Source organism: Elusimicrobiaceae bacterium, from assembly GCA_028700325.1.
GTDB lineage: Bacteria > Elusimicrobiota > Elusimicrobia > Elusimicrobiales > Elusimicrobiaceae > JAQVSV01.
The window spans coordinates 1-5,126 of the sequence record JAQVSV010000110.1 but is presented as its reverse complement, the minus strand read 5'-3'; the positions used below and the strand labels follow the sequence as shown (position 1 = coordinate 5,126).

The window sequence follows — 5,126 nt, the reverse complement described above, 5'->3', positions numbered from 1 at the left end:
CATAGTGCGGGATCGGGGCCGCCTGTATGACAAATGGGCGATGTTGCCGGATGCGCGCCAGCGCATTTCCTCCCATTATCCCGGGGTGAGCACGCCCCAGTATGAAGTGCGGTTTCCCGGGATGGGCGTCGTTTTATTCGGGAAAACAGGCGAAGGCGACACCTGGTTTCAGATGGAGGCGCATTCCGCCTCCGGGCTGGATGCGCTGCTGCATGTGGGTGACTATGTGATCCACAAAATGTCGAAGCAGAACGTGGGGCCGATGGGCCTGTCGCCTCATTCCGAAAAAATCGGGCATGAAATGGTCGGCGATGAAGACTACACCAACCTCCGCCGGATTTTCCCCGATAACCCGGACTGCCTGATTAAATGGTAGCGGGAAATAGATCCTGCGGGTAATGAAAATTGGGCCTTTAGGCCCATGCGAAATATCAGCGGACCTGCAATACTTCTGATTATGAGGAACAGACAATATTCATTTATATGCGCAGTCTTTGTGGTTCTTGGTTTTCTGCCGGGATTGCAGGCTGCGGAGCAAAAAAACGTTTCTTCCGGCAATGACGTTCAATTCGTGGGCATAGTCGGTTACGGCTCAAATTCCGCATTCTCCCAGTTGTCCTCGTTCTTCGGCCGCAAAGCCAGCCATTACGGCGTTCCTGCGGTTAATGAAGCCCGGAAGCCGGCCGTTGTTGTCGTCGTCAACTACTCCGGCGGCAACACTCCGAAACTGAAAGCTTCCGGTTTTGACAATCTGTCGGGCGCGGAACTGTTTGACGCGCTCCACGATTATGTAAACGATGGCGCAAAATCGCTATCTTACGGCGAAGCGCGGTACCTTATGTACAGCCAGCTTGACAATATCTCGCGCAATGGGGAAAAAGGGGTTTTAACGGCTTATTCGCAGATTCTGATGCCGGGCACTTCCGGAGATGGCAGTTCTTACCGCGAACAGAATGACCTGAACGGCGACGGGGTTATTGACAAGCAGGGCATTAACGCGGAACACAGCTGGCCGCAATCGTTTTTCCGGGAAGCGCTGCCGATGAAATCGGATCTGCATCACCTGCAGTCAACTTTCGTCACCCCGAACGGCCGGAGAGGGGCCTATCCTTACGGCATGGTTTCGCGGGCAATATATTCTACAAACTCCGGCTCCAGGCTGGGCAGCGACGGGGTGTTTGAGCCTTGTGACGCCAATAAAGGCAACTCTGCCCGCGCAATGCTGTATTTCATGCTCCGGTATCATGACCGCAGCATAAGGTCAGGCGGGTATAGCCAGCAGTTCTGGACAAATAAAGTCAACACCCTGCTTCTGTGGAACAGGCAGGATCCGCCGGATGAAAACGAAATACGCCGCAATGAGCTCGTATCCCGCTATCAGAACAACCGCAATCCTTTCATAGACGACTATACGCTGGCGGATAAAATCGGCGCATCCGTCTGGAAATCCTTTTAAACAGCCCATACAGAATCCGCGAACCTTGCAATCCGCCGGGTTTCCGGGGAGGATGTATTTTTTTGCCGGAATTAGTGTAGAATAAAATGACAAGTTTAACCGCAATGGGGAGAAATATGGCCAAAACAGTGGTGGGGCTTGCGGTATTGCTGGGCATATGTTCAGGCGCGTTCGCGCAGAAATACGATAACCGCGAAACCGAGAATCTGGTAAAGCTGGTCAATTCCGCGGCGGCGCTTGTCAATAAAGAGGGCGAATCGGCATTCGAGGAGTTCCGTGAGCCGGATTCCCGCTGGTTTCACGGCGATGTATATATTTTCGTATGGGAAGTTAATGGCGAACGGGTTGTTTATCCTGCCGACATTGACAATGAAAAGGCCAGTCTGGCGGATCTGAAGGATCTGAACGGCAAACCGATCGGGAAATGGTTTATTGACGCGGCTGATGCCGGAGGCGGCTGGGTGCATTATTACTGGCCTTTACGGGGCGGAAAAAAAGCGTACCGCTGGAAATCCGCCTTTATCACAAGTGCGGCCTCGCCCAAAAGCGGAAAAAAATACCTTGTCGGATGCGGATTGTACGATTTGCGGACAGAACGTATATTTCTGTCGGATACGGTGGACGCCGCGGCCGCGCTTATCGTCCGAAAAGGCACCGCCGCTTTTGCCGAAATTGAGGATCGGGCGAGCCGGTTTATTTTTTCCGATGTATATGTTTTCGTGATTGATTCGACCGGAACGGAGCAGGTTGATCCGCTGTTTCCCGAATACGTCGGCAAAAACATCATGGACCTGAAGGATACTGACGGCCATTCCTTCGTGCGCGAGATGTTTAAGAAAGCCAGCGCGGAAAAAGGCGTGTGGGTAAAATATACCTGGCCCAGGCCGGGCACGGAGAAACCGTCGGTCAAGATGTCCTATATCCGCAAAGTGGCGGTTTCCGGTGCGGATTATCTTGTGGGCGCGGGCGTTTACCAGCCGGATATGGGCGGCGGCAAATAACGGCTTTTAAAATGCGGCTTCAATTGCTATACTAAAAAAACTCAAAATTCCGGAGAGCTTATGCAGGGTATTTATGTAACTAAAGAAGGCTATGAGAAACTTCAGGGCGATCTGGCCAGACTGCGCACGCTCAAGCAGGAACTGTCGCTTGAAATAGGCGAAGCGATGGCGCAGGGTGACCTGCGCGAAAACGCGGGCTATACCTACGCCAAGGAAAAACAGGCGGAAACCCTGTCTAAAATCACCGAACTTGAGGCAAAATTGCGCAACGCCAAGATCATAGATGACATGCAGGTGGACAAAACCCGTGCGCGCATCGGCGCGACCGTAACGGTGAAAGACACCGCAAAAGGTGTGGAACTCACTTACACGCTGGCAGGATCGGAAGAAGCCGATCCCATGAACGGTTCCATTTCAGTGGACTCGCCGCTCGCCATAGGAATTCTCGGCAAGAAAACCGGCGATGAATTTTCCGTCGTGCTGCCGGTTGGTGAAAAGAAATACAGACTGATCAGTCTCGAATACAAATAGCTGTTCCTCCTATAGAGAAAGAGGCCCGCAAGGGCCTCTTTCCTTATTTGCAACCGCAAAATTCCGCATTGCAACCGCAAAATCCGCCTGCTGGAACGCGCCGCCGTATCTTCGTTGCCGGATACTTTATGCAAACGCAAAATCCCGCCCGCCGGACACTGGAAAAGTGTTTAAAACCGGCGCACAAGCGTCAGTTGCGGCCCGTTGCTGTAGCCCGGCAGCAGAACAACTGCCGGTGCGCCGGCTTCAGCGCGGACGTTATGGTAACGCACAACGGCTTTGGCTGTGAAATAACCGATCGCCGCGCCAAAAAACACGTCGCTTGCCCAGTGCGCGTCATCGTTGATGCGGGACAGGCCGGTAAGAACCGCCGCACTGTACGCGGTAACGGCAACGACAGGCTTGTCGGCATAGACTCCGGCAAACGCGCCCGCCATGGAAAAAACCACGGCGGCGTGGCCAGACGGAAAGGATGTGTCGCCATTTGAAAAGGAAGCGCCGTCAAACCGGCCCGGCCCGTCGCCGCTGCCGGGCCGGTGCCGGTGCACCGCCAGCTTTATCGCGTTTGCCGCAAAACCCGATATGAGAAAACTTTCCACCGCCAGCGTCGACGCGGTTTTCAAGCGTCCGGCTTTCGCCGCGCAGCCTATGCCATACAGGGCAGCCATCGCGGGGACAGTATATTTGCCTTCGCCGAATGTTTTGAAAACTCTTGAAGTGTCGGGCGGCACGGCGTTGCGCCGGAAAAAATCCGAGATATCGCCGTCGACGGAGTACAGCCCCAGTCCCGCGGCGGCTACGGCGGCAAACGTGAGCCAGTCACGCCGGTCATAACGTATAGGCGAGGAAACGGCGCGGACGGCGTCTTTTGCCAGTATGACGGCGGGATTGGCTGACCCGGCCGTTCCGCCTGCCGCACAGGCCCGGCCCGGGCAGGCCGCCAGAACCGCCAGAACCAGCGCGTATGCCGTTTGCCGGATCATGTGCCGGAGGAGTTCCGCTTGTTGCGGCTGTGCATTGCCTGAAGATATCTCTCGATATTCGCTACGCGCGCGTCCAGGGGGGGATGTTCATCCATATAGCCGCGCCCGGAACCGGCCAGTTCCGGAATTTCCTGCAGCCGCCGGAGAAACTCGTCAACCCGGCTGGCGTTTACGCCCATGGCCAGCAGATACCGCGCGGCGCAGAGATCGGCTTCCAGCTCCATTTCGCGCGAATACTTCACGCCTATAAGATCGCTCACCGTGTCGGAAATCGCGCCTCCGAAAAACTGGTCGCCCCCGAAAAACAGCATCAACGCCTTCAGGCCGAGCCGGTTCTGCAGTTTCTCGGTGGCATGCCGCTGTATGATGTGGGCCATTTCATGCCCGAGCACTCCGGCGACGGCGATTTCATCGTTCTTCATGGCGTAAAGCAGGCCGGAGGTCACGTAGATGGTCGCGCTGGGCGAAGCGATCGCATTTATACTGTCGGAATGAACCAGCACATATCTGAAGTGCAGGTCCGGGCGTTCGGAATGCTTCGCCACCCTGTCGCCCAGCCCGGCGATATAGGCAAGCGCGGGCGCGTCGTCCGCCGGTTTGAACGAACCGGCAAGTTCGGCGTCGGCCTTGCGACCCATCTCTGCGTCCACACTGTGCGGCAGAAACACCCGCGAACAGCCGCACGCCAGCGCCAGCGCCAAAACCGCCGCGGCAAGCCTCAGTTTAGCCATGGGTACCACCTGTCGGGATCAATGCGGTCGGCCAGCAGGCCCATCAGCAAGACCACCCGGTAATCAACATCCGGCGGATTCTGGATAAACAGGGTATAACGGTTCAGCAGTGACCAGTCCTTCCTGAAAATCCCGGATTCCTCGCCATTTTCCCGAAAAACATAAGCGCACCGCAGCATGCCCCACAAATGCCCGAACATTTTGCGGAAAACCGCCTTCAGGGCGGAAGTTTCGCTCATTTCATAACGGCCTTCACAATTAAGATCTGCTATATACCAATGCCGGGTCAGCCGGAACATCGAGCGTATGATCAGCGCAACCTGCCGGGCCTGCGGATCATACACCACGAATGTTTTGCCGAAAAGAAACATGGGCCGCATCACCGCGCAGGCAAGCAGCTTCATGTTCTCGTCATACAGAAACA

Annotated in this window: 7 protein-coding genes; 4 read left to right on the top strand and 3 right to left on the bottom strand. The window is 55.5% G+C overall.

The window, feature by feature from the left end; genetic code table 11:
* The 4 genes from PHW69_09800 to PHW69_09785 all read left to right on the top strand — a co-directional run.
* Nucleotides 1–376 (top strand): hypothetical protein (locus PHW69_09800; protein MDD4005475.1); only part of this gene is annotated, 376 nt, incomplete at its 5' end.
* A 195-nt stretch (nucleotides 377–571) separates the two neighbouring features.
* Nucleotides 572–1,456 (top strand): endonuclease, encoded by an 885-nt coding sequence (locus PHW69_09795; protein MDD4005474.1) that lies wholly within the window; start codon nucleotides 572–574, stop codon nucleotides 1,454–1,456.
* 116 nt (nucleotides 1,457–1,572) lie between these two features.
* Nucleotides 1,573–2,457, top strand: a complete 885-nt coding sequence (locus tag PHW69_09790) for a cache domain-containing protein (GenBank protein MDD4005473.1) — start codon at nucleotides 1,573–1,575, stop codon at nucleotides 2,455–2,457.
* A gap of 60 nt (nucleotides 2,458–2,517) precedes the next feature.
* Nucleotides 2,518–2,988 carry a transcription elongation factor GreA gene (locus PHW69_09785; GenBank protein ID MDD4005472.1) on the top strand — a complete coding sequence of 157 codons (471 nt, stop codon included), beginning with the start codon at nucleotides 2,518–2,520 and terminating at the stop codon, nucleotides 2,986–2,988.
* Between the two features lie 170 nt (nucleotides 2,989–3,158).
* Here the strand turns inward: PHW69_09785 and PHW69_09780 are convergent, their stop codons facing one another.
* The 3 genes from PHW69_09780 to PHW69_09770 form a co-directional block, all read right to left on the bottom strand.
* Nucleotides 3,159–3,971 carry a phosphatase PAP2 family protein gene (locus PHW69_09780; protein ID MDD4005471.1) on the bottom strand — a complete coding sequence of 271 codons (813 nt, stop codon included), beginning with the start codon at nucleotides 3,969–3,971 and terminating at the stop codon, nucleotides 3,159–3,161.
* On the bottom strand, nucleotides 3,968–4,702 hold the full coding sequence (locus PHW69_09775; GenBank protein MDD4005470.1) for a M48 family metalloprotease: 735 nt from the start codon (nucleotides 4,700–4,702) through the stop codon (nucleotides 3,968–3,970). The genes PHW69_09780 and PHW69_09775 overlap by 4 nt, the downstream gene beginning before the upstream one ends.
* A partial coding sequence (locus tag PHW69_09770; protein MDD4005469.1) for a hypothetical protein occupies nucleotides 4,690–5,126 on the bottom strand: 437 nt, incomplete at its 5' end. The genes PHW69_09775 and PHW69_09770, both read right to left, overlap by 13 nt.